The organism is Coleofasciculus sp. H7-2 (assembly GCF_042747725.1).
GTDB lineage: Bacteria > Cyanobacteriota > Cyanobacteriia > Cyanobacteriales > FACHB-T130 > FACHB-T130.
In genome coordinates, this window is sequence record NZ_JBHZGO010000020.1 from 1 (window position 1) to 23,423 (window position 23,423).

At 44.2% G+C, this 23,423-nt stretch carries 24 protein-coding genes; 14 read left to right on the forward strand and 10 right to left on the reverse strand.

The window, feature by feature from the left end; translation table 11 throughout:
* The 4 genes from ACFW2W_RS03530 to ACFW2W_RS03545 form a co-directional block, all read left to right on the forward strand.
* Positions 1-188: alpha-hydroxy-acid oxidizing protein (locus tag ACFW2W_RS03530; RefSeq protein WP_378173396.1), on the forward strand; the 188-nt coding region annotated here is incomplete at its 5' end.
* 206 nt (positions 189-394) lie between these two features.
* Complete coding sequence (locus tag ACFW2W_RS03535; protein WP_378173398.1) at positions 395-586, forward strand: hypothetical protein; 192 nt, start codon at positions 395-397, stop codon at positions 584-586.
* A 66-nt stretch (positions 587-652) separates the two neighbouring features.
* A complete protein-coding gene (locus ACFW2W_RS03540; RefSeq protein ID WP_378173401.1) occupies positions 653-1,417 on the forward strand; it encodes a pentapeptide repeat-containing protein in 765 nt (254 codons plus the stop codon).
* Between the two features lie 48 nt (positions 1,418-1,465).
* A complete protein-coding gene (locus tag ACFW2W_RS03545; RefSeq protein ID WP_378173404.1) occupies positions 1,466-2,101 on the forward strand; it encodes a TenA family protein in 636 nt (211 codons plus the stop codon).
* 77 nt (positions 2,102-2,178) lie between these two features.
* On the opposite strand, the gene ACFW2W_RS03550 is transcribed toward ACFW2W_RS03545, so the two are convergent.
* Both ACFW2W_RS03550 and ACFW2W_RS03555 read right to left on the reverse strand, forming a co-directional pair.
* The gene (locus ACFW2W_RS03550) at positions 2,179-3,072 is read right to left on the reverse strand and encodes an Npun_R2821/Npun_R2822 family protein (RefSeq protein ID WP_378173407.1); all 894 of its coding nucleotides are present in this window, start codon (positions 3,070-3,072) and stop codon (positions 2,179-2,181) included.
* A 10-nt stretch (positions 3,073-3,082) separates the two neighbouring features.
* Positions 3,083-4,087 carry an Npun_R2821/Npun_R2822 family protein gene (locus tag ACFW2W_RS03555; protein ID WP_378173410.1) on the reverse strand — a complete coding sequence of 335 codons (1,005 nt, stop codon included), beginning with the start codon at positions 4,085-4,087 and terminating at the stop codon, positions 3,083-3,085.
* An 86-nt stretch (positions 4,088-4,173) separates the two neighbouring features.
* On the opposite strand from ACFW2W_RS03555, the gene ACFW2W_RS03560 reads away from it, so the two are divergent.
* The 4 genes from ACFW2W_RS03560 to ACFW2W_RS03575 all read left to right on the forward strand — a co-directional run bounded on the left by ACFW2W_RS03560 (position 4,174) and on the right by ACFW2W_RS03575 (position 8,543).
* Positions 4,174-5,115 (forward strand): hypothetical protein, encoded by a 942-nt coding sequence (locus ACFW2W_RS03560; protein ID WP_378173412.1) that lies wholly within the window; start codon positions 4,174-4,176, stop codon positions 5,113-5,115.
* Between the two features lie 76 nt (positions 5,116-5,191).
* Complete coding sequence (locus ACFW2W_RS03565) at positions 5,192-6,256, forward strand: hypothetical protein (RefSeq protein ID WP_378173415.1); 1,065 nt, start codon at positions 5,192-5,194, stop codon at positions 6,254-6,256.
* Between the two features lie 66 nt (positions 6,257-6,322).
* Positions 6,323-7,414 (forward strand): hypothetical protein, encoded by a 1,092-nt coding sequence (locus ACFW2W_RS03570; RefSeq protein ID WP_378173417.1) that lies wholly within the window; start codon positions 6,323-6,325, stop codon positions 7,412-7,414.
* Positions 7,415-7,481: 67 nt separating this feature from the next.
* On the forward strand, positions 7,482-8,543 hold the full coding sequence (locus ACFW2W_RS03575) for a glycosyltransferase (protein WP_378173419.1): 1,062 nt from the start codon (positions 7,482-7,484) through the stop codon (positions 8,541-8,543).
* A gap of 195 nt (positions 8,544-8,738) precedes the next feature.
* Here ACFW2W_RS03575 and ACFW2W_RS03580 read toward each other — a convergent pair whose 3' ends face one another.
* A complete protein-coding gene (locus ACFW2W_RS03580) occupies positions 8,739-9,839 on the reverse strand; it encodes a polysaccharide pyruvyl transferase family protein (protein WP_378173422.1) in 1,101 nt (366 codons plus the stop codon).
* Between the two features lie 70 nt (positions 9,840-9,909).
* Entirely contained in the window at positions 9,910-10,389 is a 480-nt protein-coding gene (locus ACFW2W_RS03585; RefSeq protein WP_378173425.1) for a hypothetical protein, read from the reverse strand.
* A gap of 609 nt (positions 10,390-10,998) precedes the next feature.
* Here ACFW2W_RS03585 and ACFW2W_RS03590 point away from each other — a divergent pair.
* Complete coding sequence (locus ACFW2W_RS03590) at positions 10,999-12,048, forward strand: glycosyltransferase (protein ID WP_378173427.1); 1,050 nt, start codon at positions 10,999-11,001, stop codon at positions 12,046-12,048.
* A gap of 254 nt (positions 12,049-12,302) precedes the next feature.
* On the opposite strand, the gene ACFW2W_RS03595 is transcribed toward ACFW2W_RS03590, so the two are convergent.
* The 3 genes from ACFW2W_RS03595 to ACFW2W_RS03605 all read right to left on the reverse strand — a co-directional run bounded on the left by ACFW2W_RS03595 (position 12,303) and on the right by ACFW2W_RS03605 (position 16,033).
* Positions 12,303-14,321, reverse strand: coding sequence for an ABC transporter ATP-binding protein (locus ACFW2W_RS03595; RefSeq protein ID WP_378173430.1), 2,019 nt, complete (start codon positions 14,319-14,321; stop codon positions 12,303-12,305).
* Between the two features lie 43 nt (positions 14,322-14,364).
* Positions 14,365-15,576, reverse strand: a complete 1,212-nt coding sequence (locus ACFW2W_RS03600; protein WP_378173432.1) for a glycosyltransferase family 4 protein — start codon at positions 15,574-15,576, stop codon at positions 14,365-14,367.
* A 250-nt stretch (positions 15,577-15,826) separates the two neighbouring features.
* Complete coding sequence (locus tag ACFW2W_RS03605) at positions 15,827-16,033, reverse strand: hypothetical protein (RefSeq protein WP_378173435.1); 207 nt, start codon at positions 16,031-16,033, stop codon at positions 15,827-15,829.
* A 170-nt stretch (positions 16,034-16,203) separates the two neighbouring features.
* On the opposite strand from ACFW2W_RS03605, the gene gloB reads away from it, so the two are divergent.
* From gloB to dnaB, 3 genes are all read left to right on the forward strand, one after another.
* A complete protein-coding gene (gene gloB, locus ACFW2W_RS03610) occupies positions 16,204-16,977 on the forward strand; it encodes a hydroxyacylglutathione hydrolase (RefSeq protein ID WP_378173437.1) in 774 nt (257 codons plus the stop codon).
* A gap of 134 nt (positions 16,978-17,111) precedes the next feature.
* Complete coding sequence (rplI, locus tag ACFW2W_RS03615; RefSeq protein WP_378173440.1) at positions 17,112-17,570, forward strand: 50S ribosomal protein L9; 459 nt, start codon at positions 17,112-17,114, stop codon at positions 17,568-17,570.
* Positions 17,571-17,722: 152 nt separating this feature from the next.
* Entirely contained in the window at positions 17,723-19,102 is a 1,380-nt protein-coding gene (dnaB, locus tag ACFW2W_RS03620) for a replicative DNA helicase (RefSeq protein WP_378173442.1), read from the forward strand.
* A 75-nt stretch (positions 19,103-19,177) separates the two neighbouring features.
* On the opposite strand, the gene ACFW2W_RS03625 is transcribed toward dnaB, so the two are convergent.
* Complete coding sequence (locus ACFW2W_RS03625) at positions 19,178-19,741, reverse strand: FKBP-type peptidyl-prolyl cis-trans isomerase (RefSeq protein ID WP_378173445.1); 564 nt, start codon at positions 19,739-19,741, stop codon at positions 19,178-19,180.
* A 135-nt stretch (positions 19,742-19,876) separates the two neighbouring features.
* Positions 19,877-20,200 carry a phasin family protein gene (locus tag ACFW2W_RS03630; RefSeq protein WP_378173447.1) on the reverse strand — a complete coding sequence of 108 codons (324 nt, stop codon included), beginning with the start codon at positions 20,198-20,200 and terminating at the stop codon, positions 19,877-19,879.
* A 217-nt stretch (positions 20,201-20,417) separates the two neighbouring features.
* On the opposite strand from ACFW2W_RS03630, the gene ACFW2W_RS03635 reads away from it, so the two are divergent.
* Both ACFW2W_RS03635 and ACFW2W_RS03640 read left to right on the forward strand, forming a co-directional pair.
* On the forward strand, positions 20,418-20,726 hold the full coding sequence (locus ACFW2W_RS03635) for a TIGR03792 family protein (protein ID WP_378173450.1): 309 nt from the start codon (positions 20,418-20,420) through the stop codon (positions 20,724-20,726).
* Between the two features lie 70 nt (positions 20,727-20,796).
* On the forward strand, positions 20,797-21,165 hold the full coding sequence (locus ACFW2W_RS03640; protein WP_378173453.1) for a zinc ribbon domain-containing protein: 369 nt from the start codon (positions 20,797-20,799) through the stop codon (positions 21,163-21,165).
* A gap of 1 nt (position 21,166) precedes the next feature.
* Here the strand turns inward: ACFW2W_RS03640 and nblS are convergent, their stop codons facing one another.
* Complete coding sequence (gene nblS / locus ACFW2W_RS03645; protein ID WP_378173455.1) at positions 21,167-23,188, reverse strand: two-component system sensor histidine kinase NblS; 2,022 nt, start codon at positions 23,186-23,188, stop codon at positions 21,167-21,169.
* Positions 23,189-23,423 lie beyond the last annotated feature (235 nt).

The window sequence follows — 23,423 nt, forward strand, 5'->3', positions numbered from 1 at the left end:
GTGAGGTGGTGGCGGCTGTTGGGGACACAGCAGAAGTTCTCGTAGATGGCGGCATCCGTCGCGGCACTGATGTCCTCAAAGCCCTAGCATTCTGGAACTTTTGCGGGATGAACTTGATGCGAGCGATCGCTTTGAGTGGCTGTGCTAAGTTACAAGATATTGACCCCAGTTTGATGGTGCGGTTATAAGAATGGTTGGTGTTGCGCTTGCCGATGAGGAGATGCGATCGCCTATTTAGACGGCAAATTCGCCGTATGTGACTAGGATCACCCAGTACAAGAGACAAATTCACATTTTTCGCAAGATGTCAATCACCTAATGTTAGATAAAAACTATTCATATTAGTAATATCGAAGTTTTATGCGGTAAGTTATCTGCTGCGGGGGAGTTTGAGATGCTGGAAAAATTAATGGTAGCTGCCACTCTAACATTCTCTCTCAATGTGTTTTTGGGACACAGCTGGTCAGCCCCCCAGATGGCTTCAGAACTAAACTTGCAAGAAACCGCATCGCAAATTGTCAGCCTCTTGCCTCGCCCTAATACCCACACCCCAGAAAATAGCAGCGGTTCTAATTCTGTACGATAAAGCATTGATGTTTTCCTGAATGGTTTATGCTGGGGAAAATAGAAAGCTCCCGCTGCACGACTCGATATGAAACCCCAAATCGCCGCAACAGCAGCACTGCTGACCACACTTTCCCTAGCTGCTCCTGCAAAAGCTGAAAACGTTGAACATATTAGACAGTTATTGGCTACTAAACAATGTTCGCAGTGCAACCTCAGTGGTGCTGGTTTGGCTTTAGCTGACTTGTCGGGAGCTAATCTCACCGGCGCTGATTTGAGTCGTGCTAATCTCAGTCGTGCCAATTTGAGTGGAGCCGACCTCAGGGGTGCTAACCTGAGCGGGACTTCTCTATTTGGCGTCAATCTGAGCGGTGCTAACTTGACGGGTGCGAACCTGGCAGGTGCTGACCTGAGAGAAACTTATCTCGTTAATGCAAATTTGGCGGGTGCTAATATCAATGGTGCTAATTTGCAGGCTGCTATTGGCATCCCTAGCTACGCAGCCACATCTGAAGATTTCTACGCTTGGGGTGTAGCAGAGGGTCAGAAAGGAGACCAACAAGGCGCAATCGATCATTTCAACCAATCACTGACTCTTAAGCCCAACTTTGCCCCTGCATATCTAGCGAGGGGAGTAGCGCGTTATCAAATGGGCGATCGCTCCGGAGCCGTTCTGGATTCTCAGAAAGCTTCCGAACTCTTTACCATCCAGGGAAATATTCAGGGCTATCAGACTACCCAAGTTTTCATTAAAGAGCTGACTACACCTCCGCAGGATGTGGGTAGCAGCGGCGGAAATTTGGCTAATTTCCTAGGAGGAATTGGTACCCTACTACTCCGATTGCTTTTTTAAGTCTGGTAGGCTGGGTTAAAATACCTGACCAGTATTCACAAAGCAGTTATGACGATATCCAGTGATTTGTGGCAGGAAAATCAAGATTTAGCGCAAGCCTGCCTCAAGCATCCCTTTGTCCAAGGCATTGCTGACGGCACGCTCCACCAGCAGCGATTTGCTTACTACATGGGGCAAGACGCCTTTTTCTTAGAAGCCTTTGCCCGTGCCTACAGCATTGCCGCTGCTAAAGCTCCCGACTCGGAGGGATTTAATAGTTTTCATGCCCTGGCTGGGGGCGTTTTAGATGAACTTTCCCTTCATCAAGGCTATGCAGATGAGTGGGGAGTAAACCTGCAAGCAGTAGAACCAGGAGCCGCTACCCGCCGCTACACAGACTTTCTATTAGCGACAGCTTGGAGTTCTGAGGTTGGTCTAATTTCTGTGGCGATGGCACCCTGTATGCGTCTGTATGCTTTCTTAGGTCAGCAGATGGCTCAAAGTGGGATAAAAGACCATCAATACACTAACTGGATTCGCACCTATAGCAGTGAGGAATTTGAGCAACTGGCTCAGAAATTAGAAAGTCTGGCTGACCGTTATGCCGCTACCACAGCATCTTTGAAATCAACCTACCGCTATGCGATGTTGTGCGAACGAGACTTCTTTCAAGCTGCCTGGGAGGTTATTGATTTAAAACTCTAGATTTAAAATTATTTGACTCGTCTTATGTTTTTTACCCTCCATCCTTACTTGAATAGCAAAGCGTCTAGCGTGCATTTTTATCCCCGAATTTTATCTTTGATTTGCTGCCACAAGCTTTTTTTCTTCTGAGTGGATGCCACTTGAGCTGGTTTAGGTTCATTCAGATAACGATAGTGTTCCCAAATATCCCAATACGAACCACCTGGCTCTAGACGGACTCCTGCCCAGTGTACAAACTTTAGGGGCTGATTAACTTTTGGATCGACTAATTTATTGCCTTCCTGCTTAAAGTGCGGGCTTCCTGCCCAATTTCCAGGTCCCTTACCATTTTCCCGAACAATATTAAATCGTCGGGAGATTCGCTTTAATACCAGATAATTAAGAATTGTTTGGTCTGAGTTTAAGAGATAAAAATATTCAGGATGAGATGCACAAAATGTAAAAGTATCTTGCAAGTCTTGTTGAGTAATTAGGGTTTTCTTAGAACCCCAAAAACCACTATTGAAAACATCTTTCAATTCGTCTTCAGTGAAGATTTCTGTAATTTGGGGTGTAAAAACTTGTTTAATTCCCCCTGTGTATTGATAATCGCAGCAGATAAAATCATTATTTGCAAGATAATTAAGATTTTCTATAATTTTTTCAAATACAACGATATCAGTATCAATATATAGAAACTCATCGAAAGGACCAAACCAACAGGCTAACTTGCGAAGCAGATTCGGTCTATCTAAAAGATTTTCGCCACACGTCTGCTTGACTAAATCATCTATATTTTCTAATAATTGTAAATCTTCGTAGATTTGTACCCCATAGGACTTAGTAATAATATCAGCGATCGCTTGATATTGATTGTTATAGGGAATCATCACAATCGGGCTATCAGCGTCATAAACGCGAATGCTATTCAATAGCGCGATCGCATTATCAATTACGCGATCGTTAGCAAGAATATAGATACCACGACTCATTCAAATATCCTCAACTGGTGAATCCAATTTTCTTTAAAACTCTTTTGGCTAAACTCGGAGGCTGATTGTAAGGTTTCGGTTTGGTTGTAAACTTGGGTCGCTTCTCTGGTTCGTGAAGATAGCGATAATGCAAGAAAATATCCCGGTAAGGAAAATCAATATTTTCTCCCCCACAAACCCTAGGAAACAATTTTGATGACAACCCAATATAGTGTAGATAGGTCAATCGTTTGCCCCGATCGTACAGAATATTATCCCTAGCTTCAAAATGAGGAGAAGTAACCGCGTTTCCCGTCTTTTGGTCGTCAGGTAAATGCAGTGCCAAGTTATAAACTGGAATCTCGCATCTCATCGTCATATAGTTAAGAACTGATTGGTTAGGCGCTGGCATAAATAAAATTTCTGCCTCGCCTTCCTCTAGCTTGGATACTAACCAATCTCTTTGTTGTTGGGTAAATAGCCCTCGCTTCCCAGCGTACATTCCGGCACAAAAGATCTCTGTACTAAGCCGGGTTTTATCCACAACTTCTAATAATTTGGGGGACTGGAGATTAAAGATATGAGAAGGAGATTTATACTGAAAATCATAAACTACGAAATCATTGTCATCTAATTTATCAAAGATAAGATTTAATGAATTTATGACTACAATATCGGCATCCAAATAGATAAACCTTTCAAAAGGACTATCTGCATCGAAGGCACAGTATCGCCTATTCATTCCTATACGATTAACACCGGGAATTCCTTGTTCTTGCCAAGTTTTTAAAGCAGTGGGATGGGCTGCCCATACCCGTTTAGAGAAATCTTCCCAACGAGCAAACAAGTTAACATCGTCCAGTAAGGTTACATTTTCCCGATTAGCAACTTCTGCACGAACTTGGTCTACTCGATTATCATAGGCAATAACGCAGACTGGGATTTCTTTACCGACATTGGCTTCTATGCTATTTAATAGAGCAACGAGTTGGTCGTAGACTACATCATTCGCCAGTGTATAGATGCCGTCTGTCATATAAAAATCCTCAGCGGGTTAACTTGAATAATACATTAAAATCTTTTTAGGAGCTTCCTGATGTCTAAAACACAAAGGCAGAATTAATGTCAATTGCTAGCTGTTCACTGTGGATTTTGGTAGCGCGAACCGATCTGCCGTTCATGATGCACACCATTCCTCATCTAGTGAAGATGAGTAAATTCAAGTTTAGCGAACGGGTGTTGGCTGTAGATACGGCACCGCTAACGGGGGACAAAATCGGGCGTCCAGGCATTGGTACTCTAGAACAGTTGCGGGAGTGCTGCGATCGCTTGCTGGGTGATGGTGTGGTAGATAAGATAGTCGATATTGACTACTCTGGAGCCTATCACGACCGAGTATATCGCAAACATTTTGGCAGCCGCATCCGGTATACACATAACTATAAGGGCTACCCCATTTTGGGCACGATTTTTCACATTGAGGAAGCCCAAGGTGACTATATGCTTCACTATGACAGCGATATGCTGCTCCATCAGCAACCCGATTATAGCTGGGTGGAAGAGGGGATGAAGTTGATGCAACAACACCCAGAAGTGATGGCAATCAGACCGCTGACTGGGCCACCGACGGAGGATGGTAGTATGTATCAACGGGTGCCCTATGAGCAAGACCCACATGGATTCTACACATTTAAGTTTTTCAGCAGTCGCATTTACTTAATTGACAAGAAGCGTTTCGACAAGTTATTACCATTACCAGTGCTGTGGCGTCCTTATCGGCAAAAGATTGCCAATCGGTTGCCTGTAAGGTTACAAACGATATTGAACAATATCACTGCCAAAGGGGCTTTGGATTCCTGGGAAGTGATGGTATCGAACCAACTGGAGGCGACGCAGTATGTCCGAGGAGTTCTTGATTCTCCGAAAGCCTGGACGGTTCATCCAAAAGATCGGGGTTCAGAATTTATCGAAGCTTTGCCTAAGATAATCGAGAAGGTGGAAGCGGGGTGGTATCCTCCAGAGCAAGCCGGTCATTATGACCTTCAGTTGAAATATTGGCTTTGACGGAGAGTTTGAAGACTTCCTGTATTGCTTGATTTTGAAGGTTCACCTTAGTTATCCATGCTTATTTTCATACCTCATGATTGAACAGTTACCACCGATTTATTTTTATCTTCCCGAATCAGACTGGCCTGATATTAATTTATCGGTGAATCCTGATACCTACCAAGAAGTTTATAAAAGCGGAAAATCTACTGGCACGTACAACTGGATTTTTCAAACCTATCTTCGCCTGAAAGCTGATGGTTTTCCCTGCGAAATAGCGGGAAAAATGCCTGCTGAGGGTATTGTTGTTGCTTGGACAAGTAGTGTAACGCACGAGCTGCAACCAGGGTCGAAACTACTATTGATTGTTGTTTGTGGAGATAAATCAAAACATCCCTACGCGCAGCTTCACGTTGTCCAAAATCGCCAGGAAATGCTCTACCCACACGTACACATTGGGGATAAATATTTGATTCCAGGAGAGAAATATTTCATCCCGCATTGGCCTCAGCCAGGGTTAATCCCTCGCGATCGCGCACGAGGCGATCGCTTTGAGAATATTGCTTATCTGGGTCGTAAAGAAAATTTGGTATATGAGCTGAGGCAACCGTCCTGGCAAGAACAGATGAATGCCTTGGGTTTGCGTTTTCAGGTAGTGAGAAGTCCAGCGCTTTGGAACGACTACAGTCAAATTGATGCAATTGTAGCTATACGCAGCTTTAATCGTAAAAATGACTACTACTGGAAACCGGCTTCCAAGCTCTACAACGCCTGGATTGCTGGTGTACCTGCGATTCTGGGACGCGAGTCTGCTTACCGATTCGAGCGCAAAAGCGAACTCGATTATCTAGAGGCAACTTCGCTTGATGAAGTGATTCTGGCACTGAAACGCCTTCGCGATGACAAAGAGTTTCGTCGAGCGATGATTGAAAATGGTAAGCTTCGTGCGGAGGAACTACAACCCAAGCAGCTCGTCACCCAGTGGCGCACCTTTTTAACAGATATAGCAATTCCAGCTTACGAACGCTGGTGTACGGCTTCAAATTCGACCAGGAAAGTATTTTTAACGCGCCGTGACTTAGCCATGCAAACAAAGGGAGTTCGCATTCGCCTAAGCAACCTCGTACACAAAGTAACAGTAGCTTTAGATAAAAATTAATTCATCAATAATCAGCGATTTGTTTGATTGATAACCTCTGCAATGTAAGCACATTTTCATACCATCATGACTGAGAAGCTACCACCAATTTATTTTTACCTCCCCGAAGCAGACTGGCCCGATACCAACATCTTGGAGAGTCCGGAGGCTTACCGAAAAGCTTATAGCAACTGTAAATCTACCGGGGCGTACAACTGGATTTTGCAAACCTATCTTCGCCTGAAAGCCGATGGCTTTCCTTGCGAATTAGTAGGAAATATTCCTAGCGAGGGCATTGTCATTGCGTGGACAACTACAATACCTAACGATTTAGTACCAGGACCAAGACTACTATTGATTGTTGTTTGTGGAGATAAATCGAAACACCGTTACGCACAAATACATGTTGTCCAAAATCTCCAAGAAATGCTCAACCCCTATAGGCTTATTGGGGATAGATTTTTGCTACCTGGAGAAAAATATTATATTCCGCATTGGCCTCAGCCAGGGTTAATCCCTCGCGATCGCGCACGGGGCGATCGCTTTGAGAATATTGCCTATCTTGGTCGTGCAGAAAATTTGGCTTCAGAGCTGAAAGATCCGTTGTGGCAGCAACAGCTCAACGACTTAGGTTTGTGCTTTCATCTGGTCGGTATTCCTGTAGGCTGGAATGACTACAGTGAAGTTGATGCTATTCTGGCAGTACGTAGCTTTGGTCGCCAAAATGACTACCACTGGAAACCTGCTTCCAAGCTTTACAATTCTTGGTATGCGGGTGTACCTGCAATTCTTGGTTGCGAGTCTGCCTATCAAGCCGAGCGCACCAACAAACTCGACTATATAGAGGTGGCTTCACTGAATGATGTGATGGTAGCTCTCAAGCGCCTTCGGGACGATCGAGAGTTGCGTCAGGCAATGATTAAAAACGGTCAGCGGCGTGCCGAGGAACTACAACCTGAGAAACTTGTGGAGCGCTGGCGCACCTTCTTAACAGACGTAGCAATCCCAGCTTATGAACGCTGGTGTATGGCCTCAAACTTAACTATAAAAATCTTTTTAACGCGCCGCGAGCTAGCCAATCAAACAACGGAAATGCGAAAGAGCTTGCAACAAATGCGAAATTCAATAGGACTTCGCAGCCGACTCCGTTCAGCTTTTTCTAAAGTTAGAGGAGCTTAAAACTTTTGCGGAATTAATACTGCCACTAGACTAATGGTTCCCATAACCCCTTATTATCTCCATTCTTATGACTGATAAGTTGCCACAGATTTATTTTTATATTCCCCAAAATGACTGGTCTGCTGGTGAGCTACCGGAGAGCATTAACACTTACTGGCAGTGGCAGTGTTCTATAAATGGCGGTCGTGGAATATACAATTGGACGCTGCAAACGTATCTTCACCTTAAAGCGGATGAGTTCCCATGCGAACTTGTAGGAACCATACCTAGCGAAGGAATTGTCATTGCCCATCGAGACTCCCTGCCAGATAATCTGCAACCTGGAGCGAAATTGCTACTCGTTTGCATTCTAGGAGATAAAGCACGACACCCCTATGCACAGCTGCATACCGTGCAAAATCCTCGCGAGGAGATGCTTTTATGGCCATTTTGGAAGAGCGAATACATACGGTTTTGGCCCCAACCAGGGTTGCTCCCTCGCAGTGCTACTCGAGGAGATCGATTTGAGAATATTGCTTTTGTTGGTCGTGATAGGGAACTGGCGTCTGAACTGTTAGATTCGTCATGGCAGGAGCAGCTAAAAGCTTTAGGACTGCGTTGGCAAATGGTAAGCCGCGATCGCTGGCATGATTACAGAGAAATTGATGCGGTTCTCGCTGTGCGTGACTTTAACAGTCAAAAAGACTATTCTTGGAAACCAGCTTCAAAACTAATTAATGCATGGCATGCAGGCGTACCGGCAATTCTTGGGCGCGAGTCTGCCTTCCACCTTGAGCGAAAAAGTGAACTTGATTACATAGAAATAAATTCCCTTCAAGAAGCACTTGCAGCGCTCCAGCGTCTGCGTAATGATGCACAACTACGTCGTGCAATGATTGACAATGGTCGAATTCGTTCGCAAGAAAGTCACCCGGCAAAGCTCGTAGCTCAATGGCGCAACTTCTTAACAGATGTAGCTGTTCCAGACTACAATCGCTGGTGTAAGGCATCCAATTTGACAAGACATACTTTCTTGATCCGCCGCGATCTGGATATTAAAACGCAGGGTATGCGAAGCCAAATCCGTCGCGTACGAGGAAAGATAACAGCGCCTGTCAAATCACTTGTAGCTCAAGTCAAAGGAACCTGAAACCTCATCTGTAGGTAATGCGATTTACTTCTGACACCTTTTTTCTAAAGGCGTCAAAATAGCAAACAAACAGATGCTAAATAAACACGTTAAACTTAAATTTTGCAACATTATTATCAGCGCTAGAGGCAGAGCTTGAGAACAATAATTCTAAGCTCTGCCTGATAAGGGTATTGGTGCAAAATGTCAGTTGAACTATCCTTGCTTGCCATCAAGAGCATTAAGTAAATAAGTCTTAGACCTGAAAACTTCTTTTTCTAATTTTTCATCAATCAAGGTATAATTAATTTTTAAAGACTCTTCAGTTATAGAACTAACAGGGCTTGGCTCTAAAATAACACGATTCTCTAATCCAAGAAGTTGCAGCAGATCGTTAGTTTTATTTGACTTCTTTTTGTTGGCAAACACAGTAAAAGACTTCTTGAATATTAGTGAAAATATCGTTCCATGATAAGTATTAGTAACAACATACGAAGCTTTACTAAAATATCCTAGCCATTCATCGGGACTAATATTTATGAAATTTTTAGCGGCAACTTGATCGTATTCCCCAACAGAAATAATAACTAAATTTTTCACTTTAGCTACTGCTCTAACAAAGTTTTGTTGCTCCAAATTTAAAGGGGTTTGATTGTAAATTAAAAGATATTCGTCTGTTAAATCAGGAACTGAAGTAATTTTGCTATAATCAACTAAAAAAGTGGGATCGAGAACCTTTACTGCTTCTCTACCACACTCTTCTTGAATCAAACGTAAACTATTGGAGTCTCGAACCGCAACAGCATCAAACTGACTAATTAATTTACAGATTACTTTTTGATGTTTTCCTAAAGTCTCTGTTTTACCAAAACTAGCGGCATAACTGACTTTTCGACAAGTTTTTTGTTCGCTTAGAAAATCTAGGAAGTATGAAGGGTCGAAGCCGCGAAAATAAGTATCAATACACCAAATTTGATCGCTACCACAGACCACTAGATCGTACTTTCCGTAAAATTCTTTTAAACCACTTCTTAAATAAGATTTTTTTCGGCTTAGACGTACCTCGGAAAGTAAAAACCTTCTCATCTTCCAAGCTTTTACCAGATTAGAGAAAGCTTGGCGATTTACCAAAAATTTCTTATTTTTTTTATTAATTGGTTGAATTTCTTTTAAATAATATCTGACAGCTCTGTGAGGACGATAATCAATAAATTCAACGTCATGACCTTGATCTTTAATAATTGTCCATAAGGCATAAGCTTGAAGAGTTGCACCGTAATTAGTTGTATGATGAAACGTGAGAATTCCTACTTTCATTTTTTTATCCTGTCTGTAATTATGGAACAAATAATGAATTAACTAAGTTGATTAAAGCTTTATAATTGGATTAATCTACAACAATTAATTCAAGCTCGGCTTTTTTACCATTTATGATATGTAAAAATTTTGCAATTTTAATAAGAATTAGTATTGATTTACTATCGATAGACTTATTGAGTATCCAATTATAAGTTTTGGACGAAAAAGATGCTCCCCCAATTTGCAAACCTCTTAATCTGTTTAATATGCGATGATCTGCTAATTTAAATACAGAGCCACAATTAGGGGCTGAATTATCTTGAAACTTCTTCGACCACTTACATCTTTCTGTTATAGGATTATTGTCAAAAGTTGCTTGGTTAAATTTAAAGATAGCGCTCAATATGAGACAAGAGTGAATACCAGTGAATATAGTTTCTCTATAACCTTTGACAATTTTCTCTATTCCAAAGGTTTTTATAGTATTACTTTCAAAATCAAAAAAAGTTACGCTTTCAACGAAATCGTATATAGTAGATTGGTGTTGCCTACCACGACCAGCATTCATTGCTAAAGCACCACCGATTGTGGCTGGTACGGATGCAAGGTAATAAAAAGAATCAAAAGATTTTTCATGGCAATATTTAAGTACATCTATTAGTAAGACAGACGAACAAACTTCAATTCTATTTTCCGGAAGAGGTTACAAATGTTTAATCATTTGATTTTTTAAAATTAATGATTTTATGTTTTTTTTAACAAACAAAGTATTAGAGCCATTTCCTAGTATATATATCTTGACGTTATTAGCTTTCGCCCAGTTACAATATTGACGAAACTGCTCTATAGTATGGAATTCAGCATATCTTTCAAAATAATGGGAAGAGCGGTAAAAAGACAAATTACTGTCTGTAATAGATTTAATATTTTCAACTACTGAAGAATCCATAAAATTGTTTAATTTAGATTAAACCAATTAGATTTAAACAATAGCATACCCAAGTAGGACTGGAGTTAAAGTTTTAATAAATTTATATAATCTTTATAGTTGTCTGAGTTCGGGTACCAGCTACTTCATCCTAGCCCTATATTCTGGAATCTCTAAACTCTAAAGTTCTAATCGAAGGAATTGCCTATTCATCGACTTACTAAGCAAGTTTATTTGCTATGATGAGATATGAGCGATCGCTTACCGCCTATTTATTTTTATATTCCTAAAGGTGATTGGCCCTCAGTCATGCCAAAAAGTGTCGATTCCTATTGGCAGTGGCAGAACAACACAGGAGGAGCCTATCGGAGTGGCAAATACAATTGGACATTACAGACGTATCTTTACCTTAAAGCTGATGGTTTTGAGTGTGAATTGATAGATAGTATACCGGCTGAGGGAATTGTCGTAGCCCATCGAGATTTTTTGCCTTTTAATTTGAAACCAAACCCCAGCGTCTTATTTGTTTGCATTCAGGCAGATAGACCCAATCATCCCTACGCCCAGCTTCATCTAGTACAAAATCCCGAAGATGAAAAACTCAGTCAACCAGTACCTTTATGGAGTAGTCACTACATCCCTTACTGGCCTCAGCCAGAATTAATTCCTCGCAACCAAGCACGAGGCGATCGCTTTGAAAACGTTGGCTACTTCGGTATTCGGTACAATTTAGCACCTGAGTTAAAAGCTCCATCTTGGGAGCAACAACTGAATGCTTTAGGCTTACGTTGGCAAGTAGTGCCTCCCGATCGTTGGAATGATTACAGCGATATTGATGTGGTTATAGCTGTACGCAGCTTTGAGTATCAAGGCTCGTACATTTGGAAACCTGCCTCGAAACTGGTAAATGCTTGGCATGCAGGTGTACCAATTATTTTGGGTCGAGAATCTGCCTACCAATTTCTACGACAAAGTGAATTAGATTATTTAGAGGCTGATTCATTAACTGACTTAGTTTCGGCGCTTAAGCGCCTGCAAGATGATCAAGAATTGCGTCATGCCATAGTCGAAAATGGTCGTGTTCGCGCTGAAACAACACAACCTGCCAAGCTGGTAGCTCAATGGCGTGATTTTCTAACTAATGTGGCGACCCCAGCTTACCAGCGCTGGCGCACAGCATCAAACTTATCCAGACAAATATTTCTGCAACGGCGTTTTTTTGTCATCAAAATGGACGGTGTGAAACGTCGTCTAGGAGACCTTGTATCTTATACCCCAAAAGATAATAATTGGAATTAATTAAAAGTAGCTAATTTTCCAGATTATTAGCTAATTTCCAAAAGGTGTATAAGAGAAAAACGGTGAAATTAGCTGAATTATTTATACGCCGATTCACTTCCATTGAGAGTTTTTCTCTGAGAATTAGGAAAAGAGATTAAGGCAGGGCTTACGCACGTCAACACGCTGTAGGGGCATGGCACTGCCATGCCCCTACGACACAATCAGGCATTCACTAATTAACTGCGTAAGTACTGTAGGGGAAAGCTTTATTTTTACTTAATTTTTGAGCTTTCTTCGAGAAACTCTAAAGTTCTGAGCAGACGAATTGCTGACTCGTAGGCTTCTTCGGTCAGTTCGTGCGACTCTTCGGGACTATCTACCAGCTCGTCAACTACTAACTTGAGGAAACCAATCATGGGGTTCAGACGAGACCGAACTTCGTAAGAGGTTTTGACTAAAGCTTCATTAACGGCGGCTTTAATAACATTTTGAGTTGTTTCAGAGAATTGCATCGAGTACAGACGAGTGTAGTAGCCGTTTTTCTTTAAAAGTTCCTCATGAGTGCCGAGTTCTACAACACAACCTTTTTCCATTACGGCAATTTGATCGGCTTTTTGCACAGTGGAAAGGCGGTGAGCAATTACAACTGTTGTGCGATCGCGGCAAAGTTCATCAATCGCCTGTTGCACCAAACGCTCTGAAACCGTATCCAAGGCACTGGTGGCTTCATCTAAGATGAGGATCTCTGGGTTGCGTAGCAGTGCGCGAGCGATCGCAATCCGTTGTCGTTGTCCCCCCGATAGGAGAACCCCGCGATCCCCAATCGTTGTATCAAATCCTTGAGGTAAGTTCACAATGAATTCGTAGGCGTTTGCTCGTTTAGCCGCTCCAATCACCTCTTCCTCAGTCACTTTCTCCCAGGCATAGGCGATGTTGTTGCGAACGGAATCATTAAATAGAAACGTATCTTGACTGACGATGCCCATCGCTTTTCTTAGCGAGTGCATGTCAAATTCCTTCATATTTTTTCCATCTATCGTGATGCGACCCTCTGTCGGATCGTAAAATCTTGGTAGCAGATCGACCAGCGTTGACTTGCCTGCCCCCGATGCTCCTACTAAAGCAAGAGTTTTCCCTTTAGGAATCCATAAATCTATCTTGTTTAGAACTAAATCGTCATTCCCCGGATAGGCAAAAGACACACCCTCAAAACGAATTTCCTCTTTAAATCCGGTGTAAGGAACGCCACCACTCACCATCAATGGCTTGTTATCCCGACGCAAGAAATCTGTCACCACTTCAACGCTGGAAGCAGAGTTGGCAAATTCACCCCTCGCACTGTTTAACTGACCCACAAAAGGCAGTAACCGGAACAGGACAACTAGATAAGTCAGCAGTACTGCCGAGAGCGACTCCAACTGCTGTAAAAATAAAGCTCGACCTAGCAAGACAATCGCTAATACAACAATAATTCCAGATACTTCATTGATAGGTCCAATCGCTGCCGAGTTCGCTTGTGATTGTAATTCCGCTTGCTCGCGATCCTTAATCAGTTTGTTTAGTCGCTGGAATTCCCGCTCTTCATTACTAACACTTTTGATGAGCCGAATCCCAGTCAAAACTTCAAGTTGGGCACTAGAATAAGCCTTTGATGCTCTTGATACCGCTTTCCCAAATTTCTTAGATCGCTGGATATAAAATTGATTTGGCAGCGTTACTAGAATCAACAAAACTGTAGATGCTAAGGTCAGTTGCCAAGAAATCAATAACAATATCCAGACAAATACTAGAATTGTGGCTACTGTGATAAACAGTCGTATTAAAACGCGAATTGAACCAGCAGTACGACTAACTTCTTGTCCTAATCGATTGATGATATCTCCAACTTTCGTCTTTGCAAAATATTCAAGATCGACATCTAATAATAGCTGAATTCCTTCTTTGCGAATATCGTTGACTAATGACTTGGATAGATAACTACCGACTAGAGAGCTTATATAGCTAGTGACATTTTTTAGAATAATGGCTAGTAATACTGCCCCAGTCATTGCTATGAGACGGTTTTCTCCGGAAAAACCGTCAAACACTGATAGCATTCTCCGAATGAGCGGGGGTCCTCCACTTAAATTTAGTTGATCTTGCCCTAAAAAGTCCAGCACTACCGGCACAATTAAGGTTGTACTCACGCCATTAAATAGAGCGCCGGAGAAGCCAAGAACGACCGTCGCTATGAGTAAAACAGGATACCGTAGCGCAAATTTTAGAAGTAACTTATTAGAGTTTGAAAACATACTTTATTTTCTGCTACGAAGTGAGCCTCACTTGATTGATAATTTAAACTTTTCCAGCTAGTTGCAAATCTTTAATCACATCCGATAGTATAGCTGCCATTGTATCAGTGCTATAGTGGTTTATACATCTTTCTCTTGCTTTCATGCCCTGCTGATTTGCTTCATCTAAATGCTCGAATATCCATTGTATTTTTTCAGCAATTTCTTCTGGAGATTCGGGAGTAACTAGATAACCTGTGCCGCCTAAAATCTCTGGAATATCGCCAACGTAGGTAGACAAAATTGGCTTTGCCATTGCCATACCATCTGTTAGTTTGAGCGGGAACTGAGCCTGCGCGGCAGGGGTATCTCGTTGGGGAACAACCACAATGTGGGCTGCGGCTACCACAGCAGGCATTTCTGAAACTGGATATTTTGGTAGTTTGATAATCCAACGCTCCCACTGTTGCATCAATTGATTATCGTAGGCATCGTATGGACTTCCCCCAACAATCACGAGTCTAAGGTCTGGCTGATTCAGCACATCTAGTGCCGCTAAGACATCTTCAAGACCTTTATACGGTCGTGGCGCTCCCGGAAACATTAAAATACGGTAACCTGCCAGACCATAACGGATTCTACTTGCCTCGGAATCGAATTGGCTGGGATCGAAAAGAGTAGTATCTTTACCATTCGGTAAATACACACCTCCGAAGCGTTCTTTCAAGAACTGAGTGTGTAATGTAATCGTATCTGCATAAGATACCAAGCTTTCTAACCACTTCAAATAAAGAGGGTGATCTGGATATCTTAATGCCCCATCAGGCTTCAAAGTATCCCGATAAAATTGTTTTAAACTGGGACGATATTTCCATTGTTCGCCTCCATGCCAACTGAGTTCCCAGTCATCTATATCTAAAATAACGGGACGACGAGCTGTTAGCTTCTTGATGATAGATAATCCAAAGCTTGTAGGTTTCAGCTTTACTGCGTATATAATATCTCCATCAATTTGTTTTAGAAGTTTTTGAGCAGCTTTTATAAAGCCTGAATGATAGGCGCAAGGGATGGCAACAATTGGTATTTTCGATTGAGAGACTTCTGGTGATTCGTCGCCAAAAACAAAACCAAAAATTTTTACTTCATGGTTGAGTTTCGTTAAGGCTTCATATAGCAAAAATGTGCGGACAGCTCCACCCCATCTGCCTGCCCCACTAACCGATAGGTCGCTAACAACTAATGAAATCTTTAATTTTTTGTCTTGCTGGAAATCCACAAATTTTAAGTTAGTTTAGATAGTTGAACATAGATTGAGCGAGTAATAGTACACGTTTAGTTGAAAAAACTAAGTTAATGCTCTCTAGAGACCGACTTCATTCTTCATTAGTATAATCGGTGAATCTGGAACATCAAGAGAAAAGTGGGATGGGTGTACGGCAGAAAGAGCAAATCGTAAATAAATCAGCCAGCAGGGGTTAGGTGTCTGTTCGTCATCCCCTGCTGCTAGGAAAGGGATTGAAGAAGGTCTAGTCAACAAACTTTAGGTGACCCGTTTGGATATTGTCAAAGATGCGATTAAGCTGGCGACGTTCTTCGTCTGTCACTAGGTAATCAGAAAGGATAGCCGTTGTCAGATGCAGATACTCGCTTCGGGTCAATTGACCGGCTGAAAGGATACGGTCTACCATTTGTTGATTCTGTAGGTTTGATTGGCGTTCTCGTGTCCATGCCATAGGCCGTTGGTTACTCCTCAATTTTCGCCGATTATTGCTGGTGCTTACTGTCTATTTAAGATTATCTGTTTGCCGGTCGTTGGCATTTGTCTAAAGTTTCTGTAAGAATAATGTTAAGAAATGATAAAGTTCTGTCCCATCAGGACACTCGCTTACAGAGGCAGTGGTAAATGCAGGTTGACCGACTTCCGGTACTTTCTGACAACTACATCTTTTTGCTGTATGACTCGACTCAGAAGATAGCAGCGGTTGTAGATCCTGCTGAAGCTCAGCCGGTACTGCAACGCTTGCAAGAAATTGATGTGCAGTTGGTGGCAATTTTCAATACTCACCATCATAGCGATCATGTGGGCGGAAATCGGCAGCTGATGGAACGCTTTCCGGATGTCTGCGTGTACGGCGGGGCTGAGGACAAAGGTAGAATTCCGGGACAACAGGTGTTTTTGCAGGAGGGCGATCGCGTCGAGTTTGCCGGTAGAATTGGTGAAGTTTTCTTCGTTCCCGGACATACCCTCGCCCACATTGCTTACTACTTCCCGCCAGCAACCGCTGAGGAGACGGGCGATTTATTCTGTGGTGACACCATATTTGCTGGTGGCTGTGGCAGGCTGTTTGAAGGCTCACCCAGTCAGATGGTGTCAAGCTTGAGCAAGCTCAGGGCTTTACCCGATAATACCCGCGTCTGGTGCGCCCACGAGTACACCCTGAAGAACCTCCAATTTGCTCTCACCGTCGATGGGGGAAACCCAGATTTACAATCCCGCTATGCTGAAGTCAAAGACGCCCGCAGTCGTTTGGAGGCGACGGTACCATCGCGGTTGGGAGTGGAAAAGCGCACGAATCCATTTTTGCGCTGGGACACTCCGACGCTGCAATCAGCGGTGAATAGCCTTGATCCCGTGCAGACTTTTGCGCGGCTGCGGGGGATGAAAGATCGATTTTAGCATTCTGCACCCCTGCAAACAGCTAGGCATTCGCTGAATTCAGATTTTATATTGCGATCGCTCAACATATTTTCGTAGTATGGAGTGTTCTACCCCATGATTAATCTTCTTTTGTCTGTAGCAGAAAAAAAACTATGGCGAAGCGCGTGCAATTAGTTTTGAATCAAGATGTCAGCAAGCTAGGAAAAAGCGGTGACTTGGTTGAAGTCGCTCCCGGCTATGCTCGAAATTATCTAATTCCCCAAAAACTGGGGATTCCTGCCACTCCCGGCTTGCTCAAGCAAGTCGAACGGCGCAAAGAAAAAGAGCGGCTGCGCCTATTGGAAGAAAAACAGCAGAGCCTTGAGCTGAAGACTGCCATAGAATCCGTGGGCAGCTACACCATCGCCAAGCAGGTGGGTGAAGAAAATGCCATTTTCGGTACCGTCACGAGCGCAGAAGTGGTGACAGCCATTCTCCAAGCCACTGGGAAGGAAATCGATCGCCGGGTAATCAGTCTTCCCGATATTGGTGAGACGGGCACCTACAAGGCAGAGATCAAGCTACACCCTGAAATTACGGCGGTTGTGCAAATTCAGGTTGTGCCCAGCTAATCGTAGTGCCTCGCCTGAAAACTTGAGTCGCATAACACTACGGTTTGACCTATATTTTCCTGCCAGGGAAGGGGGTTGAGTGAAGCAGGAGTGCGATCGCTTAACCCCCATTATCATACTCGTGGTCCGATCTTTGTGAGAACGACCTTGTTATGGCTCACGAACTGAATTTCCAAGGCAAAAGCGGTAACGAAGCGATGTCGTCCTTGGCGAATCGCTTACCCCCCCAAAACATTGAGGCCGAAGAAAGTATTTTGGGAGGTATTTTACTAGATCCGGAAGCCATCGGTCGGGTTGCCGATCTCCTCCAGCCAAACGCCTTTTCGATTAACGCTCACAAGGCAATCTATCGCGCTGCCCTTGCCTTGAGCAGTCAAGGAAAACCCACAGATTTGATGAGCGTCACTACTTGGCTGTACGACAGGGGCGAACTTGACAAGGTGGGGGGACAGAGTAAGTTCGCCCAACTGGTAGATCGCACCGTGTCCGCCGTCAACATCGACCAGTATGCGGCACTGGTAATGGATAAGTACCTGCGTCGGAAGTTAATTCAGGCAGGCGGCGAGATTTCTCAGTTGGGTTATGAGACAGCTACGGAGCTGGAAACGATTTTCGACCAGGCGGAACAGAAAGTTTTTAGCCTCACCCAAGATCGCCCTCAGCAAGGTCTGGTGCCCATTTCCGACACCCTAATCAATACGTTTCAGGATATTGAAATCCGCCATCAGGATCTCGCCCTCCCCGGTCTTCCCTGTGGCTTCTATGACCTCGACGCGATGACTGGTGGTTTTCAGCGTTCTGACTTGATTATCGTGGCGGGAAGACCGTCTATGGGTAAAACGGCTATATGTTTGAATATTGCTCGAAATATCGCTGAATTTCAGAAATTGCCAGTCGCTGTTTTTAGCCTGGAAATGTCCAAAGAACAGCTGGTGCAGCGGATGCTGGCTAGCGAGGCAGGAATTGAAAGTAATCGCCTGCGGGCTGGGCGAATTAGTCAAAATGAGTGGGAACCCCTCTCGCACGCCCTCGGCACCCTCTCGGAGATACCAATCTACATTGACGACACGCCCAACATGACGGTGATGCAGATGCGATCGCAAGCTCGTCGTCTCCAGGCAGAACAGCATGGACAGTTGGGATTAATTCTCTTGGATTACTTGCAATTAATGGAGGGGGGCGGTGACAATCGGGTGCAAGAATTGTCGAAAATGACGCGAAGTCTCAAAGGTTTAGCCCGCGAACTCAATGTTCCGATTATTGCCTTATCCCAGCTCAGTCGCGGCGTCGAAGCCCGTAACAACAAGCGCCCGATGATGTCAGATTTACGTGAAAGTGGAAGTATTGAGCAAGATGCCGACTTAATCATCATGCTTTATCGGGATGAATATTATAACAATGACACTCCTGACCGAGGCATTGCAGAGATTATTATTGCCAAACATCGCAATGGCCCGACAGGAACTGTGAGACTATTATTTGATCCGCAATTTACGCGCTTTCGTAATTTGGCTTCTTCCAATCGCGGATGATTGAACCAACTAAAAGATGCTAAAAAAAACCCCGATTTATTGGAAAAATCGGGGTTCTAAAAATTTAGGATTTAGTTAGCTAACTTTCAACAATTCTACGTCAAAAATTAGAGTGGCGTTGGGAGGAATGACTCCACCAGCACCACGAGAACCATATCCCAATTCAGGAGGGATAATTAACTGGCGGCGTCCGCCGACTTTCATAGTGCTGAGTCCTTCGTCCCAGCCTTTGATGACTTGTCCAACGCCGAGTTTGAACTGGAAGGGTTGCTTGCGATCGCGCGAACTATCAAACTTTGTGCCATCCTCTAAAGTGCCAGTGTAATGCACTACCACCGTTTGACCCGTTTTAGGAGTTGCCCCATCGCCTTCCTTTAACTCAATGTACTTAAGACCAGAAGGCGTTGTCTTCACTTCGCCACTGGCAGTTTCATCACTTCCTGGGTTGGTATTCATCGTCATAAGCCTTGTAATATCAGCAGTAGGATCGTTACTGGGAGTTTTTGCCACAACTGCGGTTTCAGTTTTGGTTAGTTCAGCTGCTTTTGCATCTCCTTGATTGCTGCTGGTAACTTGAGCAAAAATCAGGAGCAACACGCAGGTAAACATGACCCCAACGCTGATTAGAATTTCTCTCATGCATCCGTTCTCCGTACCTCTAAGACCTCAAAACTTTAGATTTTAGATTGAAAGAATTTTCGATTCAATCCCCAATTCCCAATCCCAAATCTAAAATTGATTGTCCAACTAGATTCTCAATCCTATCAGCTTTACTTACCGCCAGAGCTTATTTTCCATGTCACGCACCTGACGTTCCAGCCGGTCGATGCGTCCCCGCAGTTCATCCATTTCCGACTGGCGAGGAACCCCCAAATCCTGCAACATATTCCGCATTTGCCGTTGCATCTGAACCTCCAAGTTCCCCTGATCTGACTTGAGCTGCTGCATCAAATCATCCACCATCCCCTTGGCTTGATCGGGATTGATCTTGCCTTCCTTGACCCATTCATCGCTCACTTCGCGGATTTTGTCGGCTACCAAAGACGTAGTACCCACACCCATCATTAGTAGCTGCTTGAGCCAGTTGTTATTATCCATTTTCCCTTCCTGTCACTCCGCCGCGACTTTGAGCGGCTAAACTTGTATCATAAAGCGGTGCTAAAATCTTACCGATTTTTCGCCTACAGTTCTATTTTGTGACATTCTCTCAACAACTGTCGCCCATCTTCCAGGCTTTGCTCGTGGCAAAATCGCTCTGTCTGATGGATGATTGAATGGTCTATTTACAACTTCAAAGCAGCTTATACTCCGACTCATGGTAATTGAGTGGCTTCAGGTGAGAGTCGCCCCCGAACTGCGGGAAAAATACATTCAGAAAGATGGCGAAATCTGGACGGCTTTCCTTGGCAGATGTCCGGGTTTTTTGGGTAAAGAAGTTTGGCTCAACCCGAACGAGCCAACAGAGGTGATTTTAGTAATTCGCTGGGCGACGCCGGAGGAGTGGAAATCTGTTCCGCCAGAACGCCTGGAAGAAATTGAGCAGCAGTTTGTCCAAGCGATGGGAGAGACTTTTCCAATTATTCAGTTAGCAGAATATCAAATCCGAAAGTTTCCCCAAGCTTAAACTGGATCTAGAGGTTTTTCCATCCGACTTGCTGACCGGATACAGACCCAGAATTACCGTGCTGCTATCCATGCCCAATTGTCCTAAGTGCCATCAACCCATCAATGCCCAGGTAACGACCTGTCCTTATTGCCGAACCGAGCTAAAAGCCTATGGTCATCCTGGCATTCCCCTGCATCGAGCCACTGGGGAGGAATTTCTGTGCGACACCTGCACTTACCACGAAGATGATACCTGTACCTTTTCCAAGCGTCCTTACGCCAAAGAATGTACGATGTATAGCGATCGCTCTCAACAATCTCAGCAGATGAGTGCCGCTCGGTACAGTCTCGGCTGGCGTCACTCGCTTCAACTTTGGTGCCAGCGAAACCAGCCTTTGCTGCTGCTATTCGGTCTAATTGTCGTCAGTTTATTGATAGCTTTCTATGCAACCAAATAATCTAGACAACCTTAGCCGTAACCGAACTGGTTTCTGAAGCTTTTGCTTCTTTTAGCGGCAACTCCTCAACGGGGGCTGCTTCTTGAAAAACCGTCAAATCGAACCAGAAAGTCGTACCCACGCCGACCTCGCTAACCAAGTGAACCCTGGTGTGATGCTTCTCAATGATATTTCTAACAATTGACAGACCCAAACCCGTGCCTTCAAGGGTATGAACTCGGTTTTCCACCCGGAAAAACCGCTCGAAGATTGCCGCTTGGTCTTCTGTATCGATGCCAATTCCCGTATCAGAAATTTCAATCCGCACTAATTTCGGATTGGCAGTGGCAGGAATTCTCCCGTGTTCCTCGACTCCGGACAAGGAGACTTCATCCCGACTTCTCTCATCTCTAAACTCCAGCAAATAGGCGCGAATTGCCACCCTTCCACCCGGCTCAGTAAACTTCAGCCCATTGCCGACCAGGTTAGCAAACACCTGGAGCAACAAATCATAGTTGCCCCAGACAGACGGCAAATCCGGTTCAATCTCCTGGATAAGTTCAATTCCTTTATCGCGGGCGTTTAGCTGGTAGGTACGCAGCGTTTGCTCCACAGGTTGGGCAATTTCTACTGGCTCAAAGTGGTAGCGCTTGTGCGATTCTAGTCTGGATAAATCCAAAACATCATTAACTAAACGAGTCAGGCGGTCTGTTTCTCGGTTAGCGGTTTCTAAAAATTCCCGACGTTCCTCTTCAGTCAAATCTTCGCCGTATTCGTGGAGCGTTTCAATAAACGATTTGATGTTGAAAAGCGGCGTTCTCAATTCGTGGGAAACATTGCTGATAAAGTGGCTTTTCGCCTCGTTCAGCTCTACCTCACGAGTAATGTCCTGTACCGTCATCGCAATTCCCTTGATGGTTTCCCGGTACTGGTCGAGAACGGTCGTTAGGAGAATGCGGACGGTGCGGTTCGTCGGTTGGCAAAGCGTCACTCGAAACTCTGCGCCTTCGCATTCACCGGCAGCAATTTGATACAGCGGTCGCGCTAGCTCTACGTTGACTGGGGAAGGCAGGCAATGCAGCGCATTAGATCCCACCACATCAACGCCATCCCAACCGAAAATTCGTCGCGCTGTCGGGTTGACTAAGATCACCTGAAAATTGGTGTCGATCAGCACCGCTCCATCAGCGATAGTGGAAACCAAGGTCTCTAGCTTAGCTTTCTCTGCTGTCAGTTCCTCGATATTTTGCTCTTCATAACTCTCTAGTCGTTCTGCCATCTCGTTGAAGCTGTAAATCAGTTCGCCCAGTTCTCCTCCGAGTGGCAGGTCAACTCGTTGCTTAAAGTTGCCAGCGGCAATATTTTTGACGCCAACGAGAAGTTCTTTAATCGGCTGAGTGATGGTCAAGGCGTTAAAAACAGCCCCCAAAATCACCATCACCCAGATGGAAATAAATACGGCAATCGTGACATCTCGTGTCAGATGCGACGACGCCACCACGGTCGGATTGGCGTTAATCCCAATTGCCAAAACGCCCAGATTTTTGCCGTCGTGCATCAGGGGAACAAAGACATCAGTGACTTCCCCATCCGGACTCAGGTGCTGCCGCACCATTGGTAAGTCGGAATTATCAGCGTAATCCTCTGGGAGTTGAATCCGACGCTGAATTGTCAGCGAGTTTTGCACCTCGGATTCAGAGAAGGGAATTCCAAAGTAGATTTTGCCAGTTTTGTCGGCGTAGAGCATATAGCGCACGCTGGAGGTGCTGCTGTAGAAGCGGTGAGAAAAGCGTGCCACCTCCGTCAGATTGTTTTCGGCAATCTGAGGCGCGACATTCGCCGCCAACAACAAACCCAGGTCGCGCCCGAAGCGAGTATCATTCAGTCGAGCATCCTGCTGAATTGTATTCACTGCCCAGAAGGTCAGACCGCTCATTACCAAGGAGACGACTAAGGTAGCAGCCGCCATGAGGCGCGTCTGGAGAGTAAACTCAGACCACCAATGGGCAATGACTTCTCGAAGGGTTTTTAGTAGAGCCAGCAAGGTAAATTTGCCACGAAAAATGGTGAAAACTAGAGATTTATCAAAAATTGTAGAGGATTCTCACCAAAGAGAGGTGGATTTTTGAACGTTTCTCAATTATATTATCCACTTCTATTTTCTCATGTTCCACTTGGAACTCTCATGTATCTTTGGATGCAGCTCGATTGAGATTTTGAAGAAATCTAAAAATTTACGTGATGTGCAACTTTCCAAACATCTGTAGTGTAGGCTACAG